Origin of the sequence: Mobilibacterium timonense (genome assembly GCF_900155555.1) — a bacterium.
Taxonomy (GTDB): Bacteria; Bacillota; Clostridia; order Peptostreptococcales; family Anaerovoracaceae; genus Allobaileyella; species Allobaileyella timonense.
In genome coordinates this window covers 572101-594263 of record NZ_FUHN01000008.1, presented here as the reverse complement: position 1 = coordinate 594263, position 22163 = coordinate 572101, and the positions used below count along the sequence as shown (strand labels likewise).

Sequence of the window (22163 nt, the reverse complement as noted above, 5' to 3'; positions counted from 1 at the left end):
AACCTTTTCCGTTTCTCGTGCTCCTGCGGCTATGCGTAGATCTTCTTCAGGATCTCCAGCGCGTCAGCAGGCTCCATCTTTCTGTTGTTGAATGCCTGGAACAGCTCCTCAGACACCAGCTTTGCCACTTCCTCGAATCTGGACTCGTCGTATGGGAACTCCTTGATGGATGTCATTCCGACCTTGTTGTCCCTGAAGTCGATGAGTACGTCTCTTACGATGGCCCCGATCTCTTCAGGAGTCTCGTTTCCTGTGAATTCTGCTCCCATCAGCTCGCCCAGTCTCTTCGTCCTCTCCGGTACTGCCGGTGCGTTGAACTCGATGACATAAGGCTCCGCCGCCATCACTGCGATGCCGTGAGGAACTCCGAACTTTCCACCCAGAACGTGTCCGAAGGAGTGTCCTGCGTGTGTGTGGGAGTATCCCAGCATCCATCCGCCCACTGAAGAGCAGATGGCCATCTTGGTCCTCGCCTCGATGTCCTTGCCGTCTGCAGCGGCTCTCGGCAGATATTCTCTGATCGTCCTTACCGCCTGCTCATTGAAGAAATCAGTGAAAGGATTTGCAACTGTTGTTACCAGTCCCTCTGCAGCGTGGGAGAACGCATCCAGTCCTGTGGCGATTGTCAGCTTCTTAGGCATTCCCACCATGCACTCAGGGTCGAGCACTGCGTACTCTGACATTGCGTTGATAGCCAGCATAGGGATCTTGTTGTGATCCTTGTCGCTGATGACCATTCCGTCAGATACCTCTGATCCTGTTCCGGAAGTCGTAGGGATGGAGATCAGTCCAGGTGAGTGCTTCATCTCCTTGGACGGATCTGCGTAATCTGTCACCGAACCCTCGTTGAATCTCAGCATGTTGATGGACTTCGCAGTGTCGATGGATCCGCCACCTCCACAGGCGATAACGCAGTCGCAGCCTTCTTTTCTGCATAGCGCTGCTCCCTCATCCACTACTGTATATGGAGGATCCGGAATCACCTTGTCGTATACCAGGTACTCGAGACCTGCATCCTCGAGGCTCTTACCGATCTTGTCGATCAGGCCTGTAGCCACGATCCCGGGATCGCATACGATCAGCGGTTTCTTGTATCCGGCTTCCGTAACCAGCTCTCCTACCTGGTCAACGCTGCCCTCACCAAAAAGCATTTTTACTCTCTGATAAAACTGGAAGTTAAGCATTTCTTTCCTCCTATTGACACCGGGCCTTTTTTCGGGCCCTGACCAATATCTCCCTGTGCCACCTTGGGGTGCCTCGGCCGATGAGCACCGGAAGGTGTTTACATACATTCACGTATGTTCAATTGCATAATAACATAAGCATTCGTACAGTCAATAGTAAAATTGTGCACAAAAAAAGGGAACTTTGTTAAAAAAGCTCCCTTTTCCCTTGCCAATATTGATTTATATTGTGGTTAAGCCTGAGTTCTTCCGTGAATTTCGCCCACAGCGCACGAAATACACTCGTTAAATTCGTGTCAGTTTACATACATCCACGAATGTTTTTTAAATGTATTTTTGCGGGTACTTTACCCTAGTGACGGATCGGCACCTCTCTCTTGCCGTCGGCCATCTCCAGAAGGTCCGCCACCTGGTAGTGGATGTGGATCTTTACGTCCTCGATGGTGATGTTGATGCCTATCGGAACGTTTTTCGTGAGGAACATCCCCTCGAAAAGGAGATACAGTCCGATGCCGTTGTTCCGGCCCACGTCGAGAGGCAGCCCGTTCATGCGGAGGAACACGTGCACCTCCTCCTCGAAGAAGGCCAGCAGTCTCCTCTTTGCATCCTTCAGCTTCTCATAAATATCTTCGAAGCCTTCTCTGTTGGTAACGAAATTCAGCGTCTGATAAACAAAGTCAACATAAGGGTTCTCGTGGAGGGCCATCCATAAAACGTCCACCAGCCGCTCCTCCATATCCATGTCGGTAGGCAGCTCGCTGGCGTACTTCGCCACGTCTCCCTTTTCCATGGTCAGGTTCACTGCCGCCCTGTACAGATCTTCCTTGTCAGAATAGTGCCAGTACACTGCACCCCTTGTTACTCCGGCCCTGTCAGCGATGTCCTTGATGGTGGTCCCGTCGAAACCATTTTCCTTAAAGCATTCAAATGCCGCCTGGAGGACCTGCTGCTGGGTCTTCAGCATGTCTTCTTTGCTTCTCTTCATACTCTTCTAATACTCAAACTTTCCTTCAAATGAGAACATTACCTCTCCGGTCAGGGTATACTTGCCGTCCTGGCAGCTCACAAGCATGTCACCTCCCGGGAACTCCACGGAGATGTCCTTGTCTCCGTCGCAGTATCCCAGTTCCACTGCCGCAGCGGCAGCCGCTATTGCAGCAGAGCCGCAGGAGAGCGTTTCACCGTTTGACCTCTCCCATACTCTCATTCTCATGGTGCTCCTGTCAACTATCCGCACGAATTCGGTGTTGATCCTGTCAGGGAAAAGCTCTGAATACTCGAACTCCGTACCCAGCTTTTCCAGGTCAAGATTGTCGATCTGGTCCAGGAAGAGGACGCAGTGCGGGTTCCCCACGGACAGGCATGTAGCCCTGTACTCCCGGCCGCCAACGTTCACCAGCGAATCAAGAAGCTTCTTTTTCCTGGTGACCACCGGAACGTCGTCAGCGGCAAAGCTCACCTCTGCGCACTCTATGGAAACCGAGTTGACCCTGCCGTCTCTCAGGAAGAGCCTGAGGTTCCTCACGCCGTCAACGGTCTCCACGGTTATGCGGTCTCTGCCCACGAAGCCTTCCTCGTAGATGTACTTGGCACCGCAGCGGATGCCGTTGTCGTAGGTCCCTGCCTCAGATCCGTCTCTGTTGAAGACGCGCATCCTGACGTCGGCGACTCTGGACTTTTCGATGAGCACGATGCCGTTGCCGCCGACGGATCTCTTCCTGTCACAGAGGCTGACGCAAAGGGACTCAGGTCCCTCGATGCGGCCGTCGAAGTTCTTGATGATGATGTAGTCGTCTCCGCAGCTGTGGAGCTTCGTGAACCTGATGTTCCTGTGGCTCGCTCTCATGTGGTTGATGTCCACCAGCTCAGTGTTGCCTGCGGTGAATCTGGAGGCGATCATGCTAACCAGGGCACCGGCGGTGTCCACGGATGTGAGGCACGGAACGCCGAGCTGCATGGCCCTCTTGTGAACTGCGGTGTAGTCTCCGAGGGAAGCGTCGTTTTCCGTACCCGTGAATATGATATAGCTTGTCTTGCCACTCTCGATCAGGTCGATGATGTCGTTGTTCACCTGGGCCTTCTTTACGGTGGTCACTTCGATACCCGTGTTCCTTATGGCCTCGGCGGTGCCCCTGGTGGCGTAGATCTTCATGCCCAGGGCGTCGAACTTCATGGCGATCGGAAGGATCTCAGGGTAGTCTCTTTTCTGCACAGAGATCATGACTCCCTGCTCCTCCCCGGCCTTCCTGTGAGGGACTGCAAAGCCTGCAGCCGTCAGGCCCTTGTAAAGAGCCTCGTTCATTGTCCTTCCAAGGCCCAGCACCTCTCCAGTGGACTTCATCTCAGGTCCGAGGATGGAGTTCGCGTCAGTGAGCTTTTCGAAGGAAAAAACAGGTACTTTTACCGCGGTGTAAGGCGGCGTCCTGTAAAGGCCTGTGCCGTAGCCGAGGTCGTAGAGCTTCTTGCCAAGCATCACCTCGGAGGCCAGATCCACCATCGGAACTCCTGCCACCTTGGAGATATACGGAACTGTCCTGGAAGCCCTCGGGTTCACCTCGATCACGTACAGCTCGCCCTTGTAGAGCAGATACTGGATGTTCACGAGACCCTTTGTGCCGAGTGCCAGGGCCAGCTTCTCGCTGACGTCCACGATCCTCCTGAGCTGTCTGTCCGTAAGATTATACGGAGGGTATACGGCTATGGAGTCTCCGGAGTGGATGCCCGCCTTCTCGATGTGCTCCATGATGCCAGGGATGAGCACGTCGCTTCCGTCGGAGATGACGTCCACCTCCAGCTCGATGCCCGGCATGTATTTATCCACCAGAACTGAGTTGCTGGCGTCGTTGGCCAGTATCCTCTCCATGTATTTCGTAACGTCGTCCTCGTCTCCTGCGATGGTCATGTTCTGACCGCCGATGACATAGGACGGGCGGAGGAGGACCGGATACCCGATCTCTCCCGCAGCCTCGAGAGCTCCCTCGAGAGAGGTCACACTGAGGCCCTTAGGACGGCTGATGCCGAACTTTTCCAGGAGAACGTCGAAGCGTCCCCTGTCCTCGGCGATATCGATGGACTCCGCAGAGGTGCCCAGGATGTTCACGCCGTGGTCGTCCAGGAACTGGGTGAGCTTGATGGCGGTCTGTCCGCCGAAGGCAACCACGACTCCGATCGGCTTTTCCACCTCGATGATGTTCATGACATCCTCAGGGCAGAGCGGCTCGAAGTACAGCCTGTCTGCCGTGTCGTAGTCTGTGGAGACGGTCTCCGGGTTGTTGTTTACAATTACCACGTCGTAACCCATGCTCCTCAGGGTCCAGACGCAGTGTACCGATGAGTAGTCGAACTCGATGCCCTGCCCGATCCTGATCGGACCGGAGCCCAGCACCATGATCACCGGGCGGCCGCTCCTCGGGAATCTTCTCGAGTCGCATACCTCGTCTGTGGTGGAGTAGAAATACGGGGTCTCCGCATCGAACTCGGCACCGCAGGTGTCTACCATCTTGTAGCTGAACTTGAGTCCAGGGACCTGATCGACACCGGATATCTCCTTTATCGAGTCGTCGGTGAATCCCATCCTCTTGGCCTCCGCGTAGAGGTCGTTAGGCAGCCTTCCCTCGGCGACGCTGTCCACCAGCTCCTGGTGGATGTTCACGAGGTTCAGGATCTTGTTCAGGAAAAACTTGTCTATTTTCGTGATCTCGTGGATCTCGTCTACGGAGATGCCGGACTTGAGGGCCTCGAAAATGGTGAACACCCTCCTGTCGTCCTGGTCATACAGCCTTTCCCTGACGCTCCTGTCGGAATGCTGATCCATGTCCAGGGTGTCCTGCTTGATCTCGGCTCCGCGGACCGCCTTCATGAGGGCTGCCTCGAAGCTGTGGGCTATGGACATCACCTCTCCTGTGGCCTTCATCTTGGTGCCGAGAGTCCTGCTGACTCCGGCGAACTTGTCGAAAGGCCACTTCGGGAGCTTCAGGGCAACGTAGTCAAGTGCAGGCTCGAAGCAGGCGCAGGTTTTTCCGGTGATATCATTCGTTATCTCATCAAGAGTGTAGCCCAGGGCTATCTTGGTGGTTATCTTGGCTATTGGATATCCGGTGGCCTTGGACGCCAGCGCCGATGATCTGGATACCCTCGGGTTCACCTCGATGACGGCATATTCAAAGCTGTCCGGGTTCAGGGCGAACTGGCAGTTGCAGCCGCCCTCTATGCCGATGGCGGATATGATCTTGAGGGCAGACGTCCTCAGCATCTCGTACTCCCTGTCCGCCAGGGTCAGGGTAGGAGCTACTACGATGGAATCACCCGTGTGGATGCCCACAGGGTCGAAGTTCTCCATGGAGCAGATGGCGATGACATTGCCCAGAGAGTCCCTCATGGTCTCGAACTCGATCTCCTTCCAGCCGGAGATGCACTTCTCCACCAGGATCTGGGTGATAGGGGACTGGTCGAGCCCCTGCTTCGCTATTATCTTGAGCTCATCCTCGTCGTCGGCTATGCCGCCGCCCGTTCCTCCAAGGGTGAAGGCAGGTCTGACGATCACCGGGTATCCGATGTCTTCTGCGACCTTCAGGGCCGTGTCCACGTCCTCGGCTATGCCGGAAGGGACCACAGGCTCTCCGATCTTCTCCATCATGTCGTGGAAAAGCTCCCTGTCCTCAGCCTTGTCGATGGCGTCGATGTCCGAGCCGAGCAGGCGAACTCCGTGCTCCTCGAGCCAGTTGTCCTTGGACAGCTGCATGGCGATGGTGAGTCCGGTCTGGCCTCCCAGGCCTGCCAGGACGCTGTCCGGCTTCTCCTTCTCGATGATCCTCTTGACGGTCTCGACATTCATAGGCTCCAGATAGATCTCGTCGGCCATGTGCTTGTCAGTCATGATGGTGGCCGGGTTGGAGTTCACCAGCACCACATCGATGCCTTCCTCCTTCAGGACCCTGCATGCCTGAGCTCCCGCGTAGTCGAACTCGGCGGCCTGTCCTATGATTATAGGGCCGGAACCGATGACGAGTACTTTCTTTATGCTTTTATCTCTAGGCATTCTTATCCTCCTCCATCATCTTGATAAATCTGTCAAAAAGGAATCCCGTGTCGTGAGGGCCCGCGTGGGCCTCCGGGTGGAACTGCACTGTGAAGCAGGAAAGATCAGGGTAGGTCATCCCCTCGCAGGTGCCGTCGTTGGCGTTGGTGAAGCTCTGGTATCCCACGTCCGAGAGGCTGTCCGGATCCACCGCGTATCCGTGGTTCTGGGTCGTTATGAAGGTCCTCCCGGTCTCGCCGTCCACGATCTCCGTGGCCGGCTGGTTCACACCTCTGTGGCCGTATTTAAGCTTGTACGTCTTTCCTCCGAAGGCCAGGCACATGAGCTGGTGGCCCAGGCAGATGCCGAAGATCGGCACCTTGTTGATAAGCTTCTTCAGCTCGCCCACGCAGGCGGTGTTTTCCGTCGGGTCTCCAGGGCCGTTAGAGAGCATCACTCCGTCGGGATCCTCGCTCAGGATCTGGGATGCAGTGGTATTGCTCGGCACCACCTTCACCTCGCAGCCTCTCTCCGCGAGCATCCTCGGGATGTTCCTCTTAGCGCCGTAGTCTATCAGGGTGACGTTATACTTCTTTTCCCCCTCAGCCGGAACGATGTACGGCTCCTTGCAGGTCACGGACTTCACCGCGTTTCTCACCTCGTAGGCCTTCACCTCGGAAAGATCCTCCGGTGGATCCGAGCAGATGATGGCGTTCATCGTGCCGCTCTCCCTGATCATCCTGGTGAGCTCTCTCGTGTCGATGCCGTAGATGCCCGGGATCCCTTTGTTCTTGAGGAATGTGTCCAGGTCGTACTCGCACCTGAAGTTTGACGGCTGGTCTGTGAACTCCCTTACCACGTATCCGCTGCAGCAGCACTCTCCCTCGAAATCCTCTTCCATGATCCCGTAGTTTCCCATGAGAGGGAAGGTCTGCATGATTATCTGCCCATAGTAGCTGGGGTCGGTCAGCGTTTCCACGTAACCTCCCATGCCTGTAGTAAATACCAGTTCTCCTGTGCTGTCCCCCTCGGCTCCGAACCTCCGGCCTTCGAAAACAGTACCGTCGCTGAGTACCAGATATGCTTTCCTGTCTGTTCTTCTGTTCACCGGTATCCCCTTTCTCCTTTCAGACCGCACGAAACCCCATCGGTTCTCTTCTCCCGAAAACCGGTGAGCCATCGTGACATTTTTACTATTATACTCCAGGACCTCCGCCGGCGAATGGTTTATTTGAGGACCCAGGTCCCCGGCTTTGCCAGCAGAGGTCTTATTTTCACTTTTTTCGGACAAAAGGCCTGCGGCCGGGCTCCATTGTACGGCGATGTGCGGCGATGCGCAGCGATGTGCTGTGCGCGCGTACAGTGTACCCTGACCCGGCACAGCAAATGAGAGCATGGTCAAAGTCATGCTCTCATTGAAATACAAATATCACCGCTCATTTCCGTTGAGCTTTTTGTCCAGATCGTATATGTACTGCTTGAGGCCCCTGACGTGATCCTCGGCCTCCTGTCTCGCCAGCTCCGCGTTGCCGGCCGCAATGGCGTCGACTATGCGCCTGTGCTGGGCAGGCATCTTCTTGTAATGGGTAAAATCGTCATAGTACAGATAGCGGAACCTGAGGGAGAGTTCCTGAACGTGATTCACCATCTGCTGCAGCGTCCTGTTGCCACCACATTCAACGATGAACTTGTGGAGATCCTCGTCTCTCTCAACGCTCGCCTTCTTCTCATCGTGGTCTATGGCCACCTCGTACTGGTCCATGAGTTCTCTCAGGTGGTCCTTCTGCTGGTCGCTGGCACGTCTTGCCGCGAGGAACGCCGCAAAGCCCTCCAGATTTTCCCTGACCTCGAACACGTCCAGCATGTCCTCTATGGATATCCTGGATACGTAGGCCCCCCTGCGAGGCTCTATAGTCACCAGACCGTCTGCAGCCAGCTCCCTGATGGCTTCCCTGATCGGTGTCCTGCTCACGTTCATCTTCTCTGCCAGATCGATCTCCATCAACCTTGTCTGAGATGCGATCTCCCCTGTGAGGATCTTGTGCTTCAGCTCCTCATACACCAGTTCTCTAAGAGGCTTCTGAATCTGCAAATCAAAGTTCATCCTTATCTCCTCCCGCTTTCCACAAACCACTTTTTCCAGCCGCGGCCCAGCCACGCCCCACCGTCCAATGAGGAAAAGTCCTCTGACGCTGTCTCCCTGTGGGCGTAATATGCGGCTATGGAAGGCCCGCTTCCGCTCATCAGCACATGATCGGCCCTGAGCTTTTCTCTCATCCTGTCCCTCAGCTCCTTCGCCTCGGGGCAGATGGAAAAGGTACTGGCCTCCATGACATTGGTGTACAGCTGTCCCTCACCGGAACTTCTGACGTTCATTTCATCCAGGTGTTGATACACTCTGGCCGTGGAGACCTGAGTTCCCGGATTCATCAAGATAACATAGGTGTGTATAGGATCACACGGGATCACCACATCACCGATCCCCTGTACGATGGCGGCCGTTCCGGCTTCCTCCAGCCCCTGAAGGCCTTCCAGTCTCTCTCTGTTCCTGCAGGCGTTCATCATGATGGAAAAGGGCAGATCCGAACCCACGGTCATGCCGAGCTCCATCAGCTCCCTCAGGCTCAGCGGAGAGCCCAGAAGATGGTTCAGCGCCAGCATCACCGCGGCGCCGTCGCCGCTCCCCCCCGCAAGACCTGCGGCTGACGGAAGCTTCTTTTCCAGGAAAACGGAGACCGACGAAGGCTTCGGGATCGTAGGCCGTCCTTCTCCGGCGACCGTCCCGTCCTCCGGGAAAAGCCGCTGTATCAGGGCCTTTGCGCCCTTCACGGCAAGGTTGCTCTCATCCTCGGGGATTGTATGTTCATCTGTACAAAATTCTATAGCAATTCCAACGGGTATGCAACAAATTTTACCTAAGTTTTCCTTATCTGTAGCCACTTCCAGGGTGTCGCAGAGGTCTATGTCCTGCATCACCGACCGGATCTCGTGATATCCGTTCTCCCGCCTGCCGGTCACGTCCAGAGACAGGTTTATCTTTCCATAGGCGTTGATCTTCATGTGTCCCATGTGTCACCTTCTCAAAAAAAGGGATGCCCGCGGCATCCCCTCTGACTATTTATCGCTTGTTCTTTCTGTCCTTGCTGCTCTTGCCATTCTTTCTCCCGGAATCATCTATGCTGCGCGTTCCGCGTCCAGATCTGAACTTGCCGCCGGCCGCCGTGATCGACTGTGGCTTGTGCACCTTGTAGACATACGGCAGGATCTCGCTGAGATCGTATTCCGCCTCTACCTTCTCCCTTGCGGCTTCTTTCTTCTTAGCCTCTCTGGCGGCCTTCTTGTCCGCCTTGGCCTGGCGCTTCTTCTCTTCTTCTATGACTTCTTCGACAGACTTGCCTGTGCGCTTGGCCTCCTTGTAAGGATTGAAGGTCTCCTTCTTGTTCTTTCCGGAGCTCTCGGCACGTGCCTTCTCTTCAGCCTGCTCTCTCTGCTGCTTGATCATGATCACGGTGATACCGCCGAACATCAGCACCATCATCACGGTGTTCACCACCGTGTTCATGGTCTGGTTGTATGTGGTGAAGGAGATGGTCTCCTTGTGTACCAGCATGTTGCCCTCATCGTCCATGAAGTTGGATGAGATCACGAGCTCATATTTCGTGTTGGACTGGAGCTTCAGCTTCTTGTCCGTGCTGTCAGCGAGAACGAGCATCATTCCGTCGGTGTCATCGCTGGTGAGGACCTTGATCGGGACCTTCTTTCCAGTCTCGCTGTTTACGATCTTGACGCATTTGGCGTTGTGCTTCTTGGTCGCCTCGCCGTTTATGCTGTGGTTGAAGTTCAGCTTCACACCTACGTTCTCGATCGAGGTGTTCTTCTGCCCGTCCTTAGGGTATGAGGACTTGAGCACCAGGGCTCCCGTATCCTCTGCCGCGAAGGCAAACGCTCCGCTCATGACCACCAGGATCAGCGCCAGAACTAAAGTTGCCAGGCTTCTTCTCTTCATTATCGTTTATCCTCCGGTTTCGGTATATTTCTCTCCAGCCGTCTCTCGCGCCTCTCGCGGAAAAAATCCTTGAGCTGCCGGGAACACTCTTCTGCCATCAGCCCTCTGACCACTTCGACCCTGTGGTTCAGGCGAGGGTCGCACACGATGTTGCTCAGCGAGCCGCAGGCGCCGTTCTTGGGATCCATCGTTCCGATGTAAAGTCTGTCCAGCCTGGACAGGACTATTGCCCCGGCGCACATGGAGCAGGGCTCCAGTGTCACGTACAGGCTGCAGCCGCTCAGCCACTTGAACCCCGTGGCCTCCTCGGCGCTTCTGATGGCCAGCATCTCGGCATGAGCCCCCGATGACCCTAAGGTCTCCACCAGGTTGTGCGCCCTGGCGATCACCTCTCCGTCCTTTACGATCACAGCTCCCACAGGGACCTCCCCCTGCCGTGCGGCTGCATCGGCTTCAACCATGGCCTCTCTCATAAAACCCAGGTCAGCCTCTGTAAACTCCGGTTTCCCGGAGACTTTTCCCAAATTCGTCTGGTCAGATTCCATATCCGTAATATTCTATCACAGGAAAAATGTAATATCAATTGGTATTAGAGGGGTAAACACGTGGAAAAAGCCGCCAGCCGCTGCTCCACCTCCCGCGCTTTCCGCAGGTCTCCGCACAGCGCAAAAAAGCGAAGAAGCCGGGCATCATAACCGTGGCTTCTCCGCTTTTTGTTTTTTCATATCAAAGGCCCTCGCTCGGGCCAGGCGCCGCATCGGCCGACTACTTGTCGTGCTCGTTCATCCACGGAATGAGTACCTTGCAGTAATCATCGTGTCTGTCTACGAAGCATGTGTGTCTTGATCTCTCCCAGAGGATCCATCTGGAGTTCGGGATACCGTCTGCCATGGTCTTCGCGATCAGCGGTGAGCACAGGTCGGAGATTCCGCTGCAGATCAGGGACGGAACCTTGATCTCGCCCAGTCTGTCAACGTACTCGAAGTCCTTCAGGCTTCCGGTAGGTGCGAACTCGTTAGGGCCCCATCCGTAGAGGTAAGCCTCTCCGCCGGACTTCTTAGGGCGTGTGCAGCACTCAGGTGCCTTGTCGCCGATCCAGTAGTCACAGTATCTGTGCATGTACTCGGCAACTGCTCTGTCATATGCCTCTCCTGAGAAATCCTCTGTCTTCAGGGCGTGGTTGATGGCGTCCTGCATGTCCTGAGGCATCATCTTGATACGTCTCAGGCCTTCCTTCTCCCAGAGGCTGCTGGATGGGTGGCCGCTGGAGATGATGTAGGACTTAACTCCCTTGGCGCCTCTCTCGATAGCGTAAGCTATCTGCATCATGCCGCCCCAGGACTGTCCGATGATGTGGCACTCGTCCAGGTCGAGATATTTTCTCAGAGCGTCCAGCTCGTCCAGCCATGTGTCCTGCGTCCACAGCTCAGGATGTCCGTCCAGATATGAGTTTCCGCAGCCGATCTGGTCGTACATGATGATCTGACGGTCGTCATCGTCTGCGACATTGTCCAGTACCTCATAGTAGTTGTGCGTGGAGCCAGGTCCGCCGTGGAGACAGATCAGCGGAGCCTTTCCGTTGTCCTTCCTCTCTCCCACGATCCTGTAGTATGTCTTGTAGCCGAGAAATGGCATATACCCTTCTGTGACCTTTGCCATGTCTGTCCTCCTGTTAAAAATTAAACCTTTTCCCCCGATAAGATACCGGGAGCAGCCACAAGCTGCTTCCGGCATCCTTTTATATACGATATTCTATGTTCTTCGGCGCTTACTCTCCGTCAGGAACAACGATGATGTCGTCCTTAGGATAGTGGTTCAGTACCTCGCAGCCATCCTCTGTGATGTATACGATGTCCTCGATCCTCACACCGATGCCCTCGTCTGCCAGGTAAATGCCAGGCTCAACGGAGAAGCACTGTCCAACCTCGATGATCTCGTCGTTCACCAGGGAAACGTCGCCGACCTCGTGGTCCTCCATTCCGATGGAGTGTCCCAGTCTGTGTGTGAAGTACTCGCCATAGCCCTTGGAAGCGATGTAGTCTCTTCCTGCCTTGTCGACGTCGCTCATCTTTGCGCCAGGCTTAGCAGCAGCGATACCTCTCTTGTTCGCCTCGAGAACGATGTCGTAGATCTCCTTCTGACGCTCGCTCACCTCGCCGATGAATACGGTCCTGGTGATATCTGAAGCGTAGTTCTTCCACATTCCACCGATGTCCAGGATGACGCAGTCACCGTGCTTGCCCTTGGAATCGTCTGTGATGTGGTGAGGGTCAGCTGCACCCTTAGCGTATGCTGTGATAGGGTCGAAGGAAGGTCCGGAGAATCCAACCTCTTCGCAGAGCTCCAGGCACTTCGCGTTCAGCTCTCTCTCTGTCAGCCCCTTTGCTACCCAAGGGATCAGCTTATCCATTACCTGGTCGATCTTGGCTGCGGACTCTCTCATGAGCTGAGCCTCCTCAGGGCTCTTGATCTGACGAACCTTGTCGACGATCTTGGATCCGTTCACGAAAGCGCTTCCGGCTCCCAGCTCCTGCAGTCTCAGCAGGAAGTGAGCAGGCCAGTTCTTGTCAACGCCGATCGGCTTGTCCTTGTGAACGTACTGAGCCAGCACCTCAACGCCGTCATCAACGTCGTCATAATATGTAATAGGAGCTCCAAGGTCCTCTTCCTGCGGGAACAGCTTGTTGATTACGAAGTGGTTGTCTCCGTCAACATTGATGTACAGCGCGTGCATTCTCTCTCCAGGAATGATCCACTTGCCTATCAGATAGAAAATAGATGTAGGATCGGTGATGATCAGCTGGTACAGATCCTTCTCCTTCATCTTAGCCACAATTCTGTTGAGCTTATTTGTGTCCATCTTTCATGACCTCCATGTAATGTAAAATATTGGGTTACGGGCCCCGCGTCAGCGGAGTCTTCGTTGATGCCTGAGGCTTGAGATACGCCTCATAACGCTGTACACCTGCAGGCCGTTCCTTGTCCCGTGGTCTACACAGCATCCTTGATGATTATAACACGCTCCCCCTCTTTTTCAAGGATTGACAGCGGGTCATATGTGGGGTTTCACAGCACTTTTAGTGACATTTTCAAAACGGGCGTATGTGACCGCTCCTTGCAATGTTCGTACGCCTGTGGTAAAAGATATCTCATCCGCCGGAGACTCCGTCTCGCCAGGCTCGCGAGAAAGAAGCGGGGCAGCGTGAAGACCCCGGCATTTTTTCAGTACATAAAGGTAGTTTTTATGGCACTCGATATAACCGTGATCCTGATCTTCATAATATCCACCGTCCGGGGGAGGGCCCGCGGCTTCGCCCACATCCTGATCCGCCTCCTGGCCTGGACCGCCGCCCTGATACTGGGAGTCTCTTTTACCCAGGACGTGGCCAGCCTCCTCATGGCCACACCGGTCAGCGATGAGATAAACACCCATCTGACGGAACTGGCCGCCTCAGGCACCTTCGACATCACCCAGTACGTCCCGGATTTTCTGGCCTCCATCATCCAGGCCATGGGAGTGCAGCAGCCGTCCCAGAACACGGCCCACTTCGCAAACGCCATCATCAACGTCATGTCCTTTCTCCTGATCGTGCTGGCGACCTGGATCGTGGCATCCATCATCATACGCAGGATCTCCAGGGGGCGCCGGGAAAAGACTGTGTTCGGCCGCGTGGATGCCTCGGTGGGCATGCTGCTGGGCGCCGTTCGGGGAGTGATACTGGTCTTTCTTTTTCTTGCATTCATGTTCCCCCTGGCGGGAGTACTCATGCCTGAGCACCTCCACGCCATTAACGAAAGTCTCAACAACTCATATATCGCGGGATACCTTTACAACATCAATCCTCTCCTGCGATTCATCCGCAACCTGCCGGTCTGACCGCCGGTTTTTTGTTTTTCAAAGAGAACAAAACCACCACTGAAACGGTAGACTTTCTCGTCAGCCCGTTACTCCCCGCATTGCCCCAATCGTTAAGAAGATAACTGGAAACACATGATAAACAGCGGGTTTCCGGCCGTCACAGCTCGTTGACGGTCTATACCCCCTGTGGTAAAATCCCAGTGTATCTCTAGACGAACAACGGAGGCATGGAAATGGAAAAGAAAACACCACTCTACGAAACTCATGTCAAATACGGCGGAAAGATGGTACCTTTCGGGGGATTCATCCTTCCTGTACAGTACGAGACAGGCATCAAGAAGGAACACATGGCGGTTCGCACTGCCGCAGGCCTCTTCGATGTTTCCCACATGGGAGAGATCCTGGTATCCGGCCCTGACAGCCTGAAGTACCTGAACTATGTGCTGACCAACGACTTCACCGACATGGAGGACTGGCAGGCGCGCTACAGCCCTATGTGCAACGAGAACGGCGGTACCGTAGACGATTTGATCGTCTACAAGAGGGGAGACAACGATTACTTCGTGGTCGTAAACGCCGCAAACACCGAGAAGGACTACAACTGGATGTGCAGCCACGTTCCTGAGGGCTGCGATGTGAAGCTGGTGAACGACAGCGACAACTGGTGCCAGCTGGCTCTCCAGGGGCCGAAGTCCCCTGAGATCCTGGCGAAGATCGCCGCACCTGAGTCCATTCCTGAGGTGTACTACACGGCTATCTTCAACGGCAAGGTCGGAGACATCGACTGCGTGGTATCCAGGACCGGATACACCGGCGAGGACGGATTCGAGATCTACTCCGCAGCTGAGAACGCTCCTGCTCTGTGGGAGATGATCCTCAAGGCCGGCGAGGAGTTCGGCATCCTCCCTTGCGGACTGGGCGCAAGAGACACCCTTAGAATGGAAGCCGCCATGCCTCTCTACGGAAACGACATGGACGACACAGTTTCCCCAAAGACTGCGGGCCTGGGCTTCGCCGTAAAGATGGACAAGGACGACTTCATCGGAAAGGACGCCCTGGTCGCTGATCAGCCTCTCGCAAGGAGAAGAGTCGGCATCAAGGTCACCGGAAGAGGTATCGTAAGAGAGCACTGCGACGTCTACAGAGACGGCGAGGTCATCGGCCACACCACCTCCGGCACGTTCCTTCCTTACCTGGGAGGTTCCTACGCAATGGCCATCGTGGACTCATCCAAGAGGGAAATCGGCGCACCTGTACAGGTGGACGTAAGAGGCAGGATGGTCGATGCCGAGCAGGTGAAGCTGCCTTTCTACAAGAGGTCGAAGTAGGTCTTTGAAAAAAGGGCTTCCGGTAAAGCGGTTTTTATGCGCCACGGCGCGTGAGAATAAACACAATAAATTTTCATAATAAGGAGAAGAACAATGATCGATCCAAAGGAACCGAAATATTCAAAGTCTCATGAGTGGGTCCGCTATGACGGCGACGATGTCGTGATCGGCATCAGCGATTACGCACAGGAGAGCCTGGGAGACCTGGTTTTCGTAAACCTGCCAGAAGTTGACGATGAGCTTACAGTTGGAGAGGCTCTGGGAGACGTAGAGTCTGTAAAGGCCGTATCCGACATCATCTCTCCTGTTTCCGGAAAGGTTACTGAGATCAACGAGGCACTTCTTGATTCCCCTGAGATGATCAACGAGGATCCATATGACGCATGGTTCGTAAAGGTCACCGACGTTCAGGAGACAGAGGATCTCCTCAGCGCTGACGAGTACGACGAGTTCGTCAAGGAGGAAGAGGCATAGGCCCGATCTGAAATTCCCGCCGGGGTCGCCCTGCCGGACCCCGGTATGTTTTTTGAAACTGGTTTCAGTAACAGGAGGTAAAAATTGGGCACATACATTCCCAATACCAAAGAGGAGCAGCTGAAGATGCTCCACGAGATCGGCTACAAGGATTTTGACGATCTCTTCAAGCACATTCCTGAAGAGGCGAGATTCAAGGGCACGCTGAACTTCCCGAAGGGGAAGTCCGAGTGCGAGGTATCAGCCATCGTCAGCGGCATGGCCGACGACAACAAGGTTTTCCACAAGATCTTCAGAGGAGCCGGAGCTTACAACCACTACGTTCCGGCCACTGTAAACGCGATAGCAAACAAGGAGGAGTTCCTGACGGCCTACACGCCATATCAGGCGGAGATAAGCCAGGGCATACTCCAGTCCATTTTCGAATATCAGACCATGATCTGTGAACTCACAGGTATGGACATCTCCAATGCTTCCCTGTATGATGGCGCATCCGCAGCCGCAGAGGCCTGCGCCATGACCCACGACAGGAAGCACAGCACCATTTACATTTCCCACGCAGTAGACCACAGAGTAAGAGAGGTAGTCGACACCTATTCCTTCGGAAGGAACACCAAGGTCGTCGTAGTTCCAGAAGTGGACGGCGAGACCGACCTCAAGGCCCTCAAGGAGATGCTGGAGGGAGATCCTTCCGCAGCCTGCTTCCTCATGCAGTATCCTAACTTCAACGGCATCGTTGAGGACGCAGACCAGATCGCATCCATAGTACACGGGGCCGGAGCTCAGCTGATCATGAGCGTGAACCCTATCGCGCTGGGACTCCTGAAAACTCCTGGCGAGATCGGCGCCGACATCGTCTGCGGCGAGGGTCAGCCTCTCGGACTGGGACTCGGATACGGCGGACCGTACCTGGGCATCCTGGCCTGCACCAAGAAGAACATGAGAAAGATCATCGGCCGTCTGGTCGGCGAGACCACTGACTCTCAGGGAGAGCGCGGATTCGTCCTCACGCTCCAGGCAAGAGAGCAGCACATCAGGAGAGACAAGGCCAGCAGCAACGTTTGCTCCAACCAGGCCCAGTGCGCTCTCAAGGCTTCCATCTACCTGGCGACAGTAGGCCCTAATGGCCTGAAGCAGGCCGCCACCCTCTGCACGTCCAAGGCTCACTACCTGGCAGAGCAGCTGGAGAAGGCCGGACTGAAACTGACATACGACAAAGAGTTTTTCCATGAATTCGTGACGGACTGCCCTGACTCAGGCAAGCTCCTGGCTGCTCTGGAGGAAAAGGGCATCCTAGGCGGACTTCCTCTCGAGGACGGCAGGATCCTGTGGTGCGCCACAGAGCTCTGCACGAAGGAAGACATGGATGAAGTGGCAGCTACAGTAAAGGAGGTGTTCTAGTCATGAAGCTGATTTTCGAAAGAAGCGTTCCCGGCAGAGGACAGGACATTTTCCCGGAGTGCGATGTTGACATCAGACTTCCTGAGACTCCTCTCAGAGAGGAAGCTCCAAAGCTTCCGGAGATCTCCGAGAACGAGATGGGAAGGCACTACACTCAGCTGGCAAAGGAAGCAAGAGGAGTAAACGACGGATTCTATCCGCTCGGCTCCTGCACCATGAAGCACAACCCGAGGATCAACGAGGCCATGGCTTCTCTCCCGGGATTCACAAACGTTCACCCTCTCCAGCCTGCTGATACTGTAAAGGGCTGTACAGAGGCGATCGACACCCTGAGAAACATCCTGTGCGAGATCACGGGAATGGACGATATGACCTTCCAGCCGGCAGCCGGAGCTCACGGCGAGTTCACCGGACTGCTGCTCATCAAGGCATATCACAAGAGCAGGGGAGACGAGGGCAGGACCGAGATCATCGTTCCTGACTCCGCTCACGGCACGAACCCTGCCAGCGCCGCAATGGCCGGCTACAAGGTAGTTGAGATCAAGTCCAACGATCACGGCACCATCGACATGGACGACCTGAAGGCCCACCTCGGACCGCAGACCGCAGGACTGATGCTCACCAACCCTAACACGGTAGGCCTTTTCGACGAGAACATCATGGAGATCACACGTCTGGTGCACGAGGCCGGCGGTCTCTGCTACTACGACGGAGCGAACCTTAACGCCGTTATCGGAATGGTCCGCCCTGGAGACATCGGATTCGACGTGATCCACCTGAACCTCCACAAGACCTTCTCCACGCCTCACGGAGGCGGCGGTCCGGGAAGCGGCCCTTGCGGGTGCAAGGACTTCCTGGCGAAGTTCCTCCCTGGCAAGAGAGTCATCGACGGTGAGTACACACAGGCTCCTGAGAGCATCGGTTGCGTGACGGGATTCTACGGAAACTTCCTGGTTATGGTGCGGGCTCTCACATACCTGCTGTTCAACGGTTCGGACGGCGTGCCTGAACTGGCGAAGAACGCCGTGCTCAACGCCAACTACATGCAGGAAAAGCTCAAGGATCTCTATCCTGTCGCTTACGACACGACCTGCATGCACGAGTTCGTGATGAGCCTGGAGAGCATCCACAAGGAAAAGAACGTCAGCGCCCTGGACGTTGCCAAGGCACTTCTGGACTTCGGCATCCATCCACCGACGATGTACTTCCCTCTCATCGTAGACGAGGCCCTGATGGTCGAGCCTACCGAGACAGAGAGCAGAGAGGTCCTGGACAACGCCATCGCAGCGTTCAGAGCCATCTACAAGAAGATCATCGAGTCTCCTGAATCCGTGGCGGCATCCCCTGTCACCACTCCTATCAAGAGACTGGATGAGGTGGGAGCAGCCAGACATCCGATCCTGAAGTACGACTTCTCCGGGGAAAAGGCTGAGTAAGTGTGCTGACACGCTCCCGGAAGTAAAATAAAATTATTGCGAGGTATTGCCCCGGGATCTGGGAGAAACTTGGATCCCGGGGCTTTTAAAGGGATAAAGTTTATATGAAACTGACCACTATCATTACGGATTGTACGAATCCTTACGTGAACCTGGCGGCGGAAGAACTGCTCACCATGAACGGCGGATCTGATGAGGTGATCCTGTACCTCTGGCAGAACGCCAATACTGTTGTCATCGGAAAAAACCAGAACCCGTGGCGCGAATGCAAAGTCGAGGCCATTGACCGGGACGGTGCCCACCTGGCCCGCCGCCTTTCAGGAGGCGGCGCCGTGTACCACGACCTGGGGAACCTGAATTTTACCATAATCGCCCCGCAGGACATGTACAGCGTGCCTAAGCAGAACCAGGTGATCCTCCAGGCCGTGGAAAACCTGGGCATCCACGCCGAGGTGACCGGGAGGAACGACCTGACGATCGACGGGGCGAAGTTCTCCGGCCACGCCTATTACTCCAGCCAGGGCCGCTGCTACCACCACGGCACCCTGATGATGGACGTCAACTTCGACGACTTGTCCAACTATCTGCAGGTGTCCAAAGCCAAGCTCAAGTCCCACGGCGTCCAGTCCGTGCGATCCAGGGTCACCAACCTCAGCGCCTACAGGCCCGACATCGACAAGGACATGCTGTGCGACAGCCTGATAAGGTCCTTCGCGAAGGTATACGGCGGCACCCCGGATTCCCGCCCGGCACTTGATCCGGACAATGATCCGGCCCTGGCGGAGCTCGTAAAAAAATATTCCTCCGAGGAGTGGCGCTACGGCCGGCGCATCCCGTTCGACGTGGAACTGGATGAGCGCCGGAGCTGGGGAAACATCAACGCCCAGCTGAGCATGAAGGGCGAGACCATCCAGGAAGCGCGACTTTACTCAGACTCCCTGGACACAACTGTTTTTCCGGAGCTGGAAGAACTCCTGGCCGGGCGCAACTACACACGCAGCTCCCTTGAAGAACTGAAGGACCACCTGCCGGATGATCTGGACGAGCAGCAGGCGGAGATAGCCGCAGACATACTGGACGCGATAAGCGGACAGATGGAGTAGCGGCACGGCTGTAGAATACTCGCGGTCGAAGAACAGGTGCAGCTGGAGCAGCGACTGGACCAGAGTACCAACGATGGCTTCCATGATATATGAGAGATCTCATATACCATGGAAGATTTTTTTCGTTTTACCATGGAAGGTTTCTTTGGTGTTTTCCACGGTGTAGGAATCTCCGGCGTTTTCCGTGGAAGCTTCCATCCGTGGTGACCAGGGCTGTTATGCTTGCATAATACATGCAACTGTCCGCCATAATTGCAATAAAATTCATCAAAATCAGGTATACAGAAACAGCAATTACAAGAATCATGTTTGTGATCCACGGCGGGATCTAATTAAAAACGTTATCCCGTCGTAGGAAACTCATGTTTTTCTGATCGGCCTACGGCGGGATATCAATATTTTCAAATCCCGGGGCAACCTCAAAATTGTATATTCCTGATTATTTATTCATAAGGAAGATATAACGCCCATACACGTTGATATTTCAACTGTTAACAAGCATTCTAAACACGTTTTTTTCCACCATCTATCTTCTTCCCAAAAAGATAAAACTGCTTTAACCATTGAAATTTCAATGGTTAAAGCAGTTTTTAAACACGTTTTCTGTCCTGTGAGCCGTTTATTACCTTATTCCACAATTGTGTTCCGACTTTTTGGAACCATATCCCGCCATCCGTCTACAGTCTCGCCGTATCCATCACCGCTTCCACAAATGATGGGTGAGGGTGGATGACATTGGCGATGTCCTGGACGGTCAAGCCGTTTCCGATGGCCACGGCCAGCTCGGCCACGATGTCTGATGCTCTTCCGCACATGAGCTGTGCACCGATGAGCACCTCGTCCTCCTCGCGGGAGATCAGCTTGATGTATCCTCTGTCCAGATCCTCGATCACGGTCTTGCCGTTAGCGGACATAGGGAACTTCCTCGTCTTGATCTTGATGCCCTGCTCCTTGGCCTCGTCCTGGGTCAGGCCGACCTGGGCGATCTCAGGGCTGGTGTAGATCACGCTTGGAACAGGATCCATGCGGATCTCGCCCTTCTTGCCGTTCATTGCGGCGACGGCGTTCCTGCCCTCGGCTGTGGCCGTGTGTGCCAGCATTATGCCTCCGATGGCATCGCCGATGGCATAGATGCTCGGCTCCTGGGTCTGGTACTGGTCATTGACCTTGATCTGTCCGCGGTTCATGAAGTCAGGGTGCTTTTCCAGGAACTCATCCGTGAAGACGCCCGCTGTGCTGGAGCGCCTTCCCGTGGACACCAGCACGACGTCCGCAGGAACCACGAACTCTTTTTCCTTCTCCTTATAAGCGACGGCGATCTTGTTCCCATCCTTCGAGAACGACGTCACGGAAGCGCCGGTGTGGACGTCCACACTCTTTTTCTTGAGATTCATCTTGAGGCTGCGCCCAAGCTCCTTGTCCATGGTCGGCAGGAGGCCGTCCAGAGCTTCGATGATGGTGATCTTCGTGCCCAGATCGTAGAAGACCGTGGCGAACTCGATGCCGATGACTCCGCCTCCGATGATGACCATCTCCTCAGGCACAGGGCCGGAGATGTCCAGCAGGTCGTCGCTGGTCATGACTCCCGGCAGGTCAGCGCCCGGGATCGGCGGCACGAACGGATGGGAGCCCGTGGCCACCATTATCTTATCCGCAGTGACGTCGCGCGGCTCCTCGCCGTCCCCGTTCGGGGAAAAGGCCACGGTATGGCCATCCTTCACGACACCGGTTCCCTGGAGCAGGGTGATCTTTTCCTTCTTGAAGCGGGCGAGAATGCCGTCCTGCAGTGTCGCTACCACCTGGTTCTTCCTGGCGATGATCCTGTCCATATCAGCGCTGAGGCCTTCCACGTCGACGCCAAAGGCCGCTCCCGCGCTGGCGCCCCTGTAGATGTCCGAGGAGTGCATGATGGCCTTGGTCGGGATGCAGCCCCTGTTCAGGCAGGTACCTCCCACCTTGTCCTTCTCGATGACGGCCGTCTTCATTCCGCTGGCAGCCGCGTCAAAAGCGGCCTCGTAGCCCCCCGGGCCCGCGCCTATGATCACAAGATCGAAATCGTAGTCACTCATTTCCGTTCCCTTCGTTCCTTTCGTTGCGTAACGATGCCGGTCTCCCGGGCACCTCCAAAAGCCTTCATAATATCCCCGGGCCTGTTCTCAGACTTGTTCACTGACCCGAACACGGAGATTATATCATACATAAGCCTTTGAATCATTTGGAAAAACCCGCATTTCAGCCGCGCGAGAGCTGCGGACTTCGTTGATTTTCTGGCATTCCCGTAAAAGAAAGGGCCAACCCGCGAGGGCTTGCGGCCATTCCCGGCAAACAGTGGGATCGTTTGTGAAGCCTTGCTGC

The 22163-nt window shown here is 55.2% G+C and carries 17 protein-coding genes; 6 read left to right on the top strand and 11 right to left on the bottom strand.

Annotated elements, in window-relative coordinates; translation table 11 throughout:
• Positions 1 to 29 precede the first annotated feature (29 nt).
• The 10 genes from BQ7382_RS08850 to BQ7382_RS08805 all read right to left on the bottom strand — a co-directional run bounded on the left by BQ7382_RS08850 (position 30) and on the right by BQ7382_RS08805 (position 13067).
• Entirely contained in the window at positions 30 to 1184 is a 1155-nt protein-coding gene (locus tag BQ7382_RS08850; protein ID WP_159437282.1) for an iron-containing alcohol dehydrogenase, read from the bottom strand.
• A gap of 352 nt (positions 1185 to 1536) precedes the next feature.
• Positions 1537 to 2169, bottom strand: coding sequence for a TetR/AcrR family transcriptional regulator (locus BQ7382_RS08845; protein WP_077391743.1), 633 nt, complete (start codon positions 2167 to 2169; stop codon positions 1537 to 1539).
• A 6-nt stretch (positions 2170 to 2175) separates the two neighbouring features.
• Positions 2176 to 6222: a carbamoyl-phosphate synthase large subunit gene (gene carB / locus BQ7382_RS08840; protein WP_077391742.1), complete on the bottom strand. Its 4047-nt coding sequence runs from the start codon at positions 6220 to 6222 to the stop codon at positions 2176 to 2178.
• Positions 6215 to 7309 carry a carbamoyl phosphate synthase small subunit gene (locus BQ7382_RS08835; protein ID WP_330618723.1) on the bottom strand — a complete coding sequence of 365 codons (1095 nt, stop codon included), beginning with the start codon at positions 7307 to 7309 and terminating at the stop codon, positions 6215 to 6217. The genes carB and BQ7382_RS08835 overlap by 8 nt, the downstream gene beginning before the upstream one ends.
• A 321-nt stretch (positions 7310 to 7630) precedes the next feature.
• On the bottom strand, positions 7631 to 8305 hold the full coding sequence (locus BQ7382_RS08830; protein ID WP_077391740.1) for a GntR family transcriptional regulator: 675 nt from the start codon (positions 8303 to 8305) through the stop codon (positions 7631 to 7633).
• 2 nt (positions 8306 to 8307) lie between these two features.
• Positions 8308 to 9270, bottom strand: coding sequence for a 4-(cytidine 5'-diphospho)-2-C-methyl-D-erythritol kinase (ispE, locus tag BQ7382_RS08825; RefSeq protein WP_077391739.1), 963 nt, complete (start codon positions 9268 to 9270; stop codon positions 8308 to 8310).
• 49 nt (positions 9271 to 9319) lie between these two features.
• Positions 9320 to 10207 carry an Ig-like domain-containing protein gene (locus BQ7382_RS08820; protein WP_077391738.1) on the bottom strand — a complete coding sequence of 296 codons (888 nt, stop codon included), beginning with the start codon at positions 10205 to 10207 and terminating at the stop codon, positions 9320 to 9322.
• Positions 10207 to 10680: a nucleoside deaminase gene (locus tag BQ7382_RS08815; protein WP_077391870.1), complete on the bottom strand. Its 474-nt coding sequence runs from the start codon at positions 10678 to 10680 to the stop codon at positions 10207 to 10209. The genes BQ7382_RS08820 and BQ7382_RS08815 overlap by 1 nt, the downstream gene beginning before the upstream one ends.
• A 292-nt stretch (positions 10681 to 10972) precedes the next feature.
• Entirely contained in the window at positions 10973 to 11866 is an 894-nt protein-coding gene (pepI, locus tag BQ7382_RS08810; RefSeq protein ID WP_077391737.1) for a proline iminopeptidase, read from the bottom strand.
• A gap of 109 nt (positions 11867 to 11975) precedes the next feature.
• Positions 11976 to 13067 carry a M24 family metallopeptidase gene (locus tag BQ7382_RS08805; protein ID WP_077391736.1) on the bottom strand — a complete coding sequence of 364 codons (1092 nt, stop codon included), beginning with the start codon at positions 13065 to 13067 and terminating at the stop codon, positions 11976 to 11978.
• A gap of 384 nt (positions 13068 to 13451) precedes the next feature.
• Here BQ7382_RS08805 and BQ7382_RS08800 point away from each other — a divergent pair, with 384 nt between their 5' ends.
• The 6 genes from BQ7382_RS08800 (at position 13452) to BQ7382_RS08775 (ending at position 19808) form a co-directional block, all read left to right on the top strand.
• Positions 13452 to 14084: a CvpA family protein gene (locus BQ7382_RS08800; RefSeq protein ID WP_159437281.1), complete on the top strand. Its 633-nt coding sequence runs from the start codon at positions 13452 to 13454 to the stop codon at positions 14082 to 14084.
• 215 nt (positions 14085 to 14299) lie between these two features.
• A complete protein-coding gene (gene gcvT / locus BQ7382_RS08795; RefSeq protein WP_077391734.1) occupies positions 14300 to 15394 on the top strand; it encodes a glycine cleavage system aminomethyltransferase GcvT in 1095 nt (364 codons plus the stop codon).
• A 93-nt stretch (positions 15395 to 15487) separates the two neighbouring features.
• The gene (gene gcvH, locus BQ7382_RS08790) at positions 15488 to 15868 is read left to right on the top strand and encodes a glycine cleavage system protein GcvH (protein WP_077391733.1); all 381 of its coding nucleotides are present in this window, start codon (positions 15488 to 15490) and stop codon (positions 15866 to 15868) included.
• 84 nt (positions 15869 to 15952) lie between these two features.
• Complete coding sequence (gene gcvPA, locus BQ7382_RS08785) at positions 15953 to 17269, top strand: aminomethyl-transferring glycine dehydrogenase subunit GcvPA (protein ID WP_077391732.1); 1317 nt, start codon at positions 15953 to 15955, stop codon at positions 17267 to 17269.
• Positions 17270 to 17271: 2 nt separating this feature from the next.
• The gene (gcvPB, locus tag BQ7382_RS08780) at positions 17272 to 18705 is read left to right on the top strand and encodes an aminomethyl-transferring glycine dehydrogenase subunit GcvPB (RefSeq protein WP_077391731.1); all 1434 of its coding nucleotides are present in this window, start codon (positions 17272 to 17274) and stop codon (positions 18703 to 18705) included.
• Between the two features lie 104 nt (positions 18706 to 18809).
• Positions 18810 to 19808: a lipoate--protein ligase gene (locus BQ7382_RS08775; RefSeq protein ID WP_077391730.1), complete on the top strand. Its 999-nt coding sequence runs from the start codon at positions 18810 to 18812 to the stop codon at positions 19806 to 19808.
• 677 nt (positions 19809 to 20485) lie between these two features.
• Here the strand turns inward: BQ7382_RS08775 and lpdA are convergent.
• Complete coding sequence (gene lpdA, locus BQ7382_RS08770) at positions 20486 to 21877, bottom strand: dihydrolipoyl dehydrogenase (RefSeq protein WP_077391729.1); 1392 nt, start codon at positions 21875 to 21877, stop codon at positions 20486 to 20488.
• Positions 21878 to 22163 lie beyond the last annotated feature (286 nt).